General features: G+C 42.3%; 1 tRNA gene and 1 pseudogene. One reads left to right on the plus strand and one right to left on the minus strand.

Annotated elements, in window-relative coordinates:
• A pseudogene (locus tag WS42_RS14910) lies at positions 1-367 on the minus strand (pyridoxal phosphate-dependent aminotransferase); the annotation flags it as partial.
• A gap of 144 nt (positions 368-511) precedes the next feature.
• Between WS42_RS14910 and WS42_RS14915 the strand changes: the two are divergent.
• Positions 512-588 (plus strand) — tRNA-Asp (locus WS42_RS14915).
• The last annotated feature ends 161 nt before the right edge of the window (positions 589-749 follow it).

The raw sequence follows: 749 nt of genomic DNA on the forward strand, positions 1-749 counted from the left end.
GGAAAGAGGCGTATGTGCCCTGCATGGAACCGGTTACGGGTACGCAACACTCCGGGTCTATATCTATATTTATAAACGCCTTGATAAAGCGGGAAGCTTGCTTTTTCACTTCGGGAGTTCCGTTGATGTTCGGGTAGATAGACGCTATACCGTTACGAAGGGCTTCGATCTCAGCGTCTACGCCTACTTGAGCGGCTTTCAAGCCCGGTACGCCCATTTCCATATGGATGAACTCGGTTCCCGTTTCTTGTTCCAATTGCGTGGATATGGCAACTACCTCCCGGATAGTCGCTTTCCCAAAATCGGGAAGTCCAAAGCCATCGATAATCCGTCTGGCTGTCTGATAGTCTACAGGAGTATTTTTCATGCTAGTGTTAATTATATATGGGGGACAAAAGTATGAAATTTATCGATTTGTTCTAATTTTTTCATCCTAAACTATTGCTAATTCAAAAAATCCACCTATCTTTGCACCGCAATTCAACGGAATAGCGATAAAGAATAACATTTTGGTCTGGTAGTTCAGCTGGTTAGAATACATGCCTGTCACGCATGGGGTCGCGGGTTCGAGTCCCGTCCAGACCGCCAAGAAAAAGAGTTTCGAGTAAATATTCGGGACTCTTTTTTGTTTCCATTTTTTTAAAGCACATATCGGACAGACACACTATCATCGATAGTGTCCCCAAAAGTGTGTAAATCCTTTCTTTTTTCATCTTTGCAAATCTATTCATTTTTAATAAAATAATCTT

Origin of the sequence: Odoribacter sp. N54.MGS-14, from assembly GCF_000980295.1 — a bacterium.
GTDB classification, from domain to species: Bacteria; Bacteroidota; Bacteroidia; order Bacteroidales; family Marinifilaceae; genus Odoribacter; species Odoribacter splanchnicus.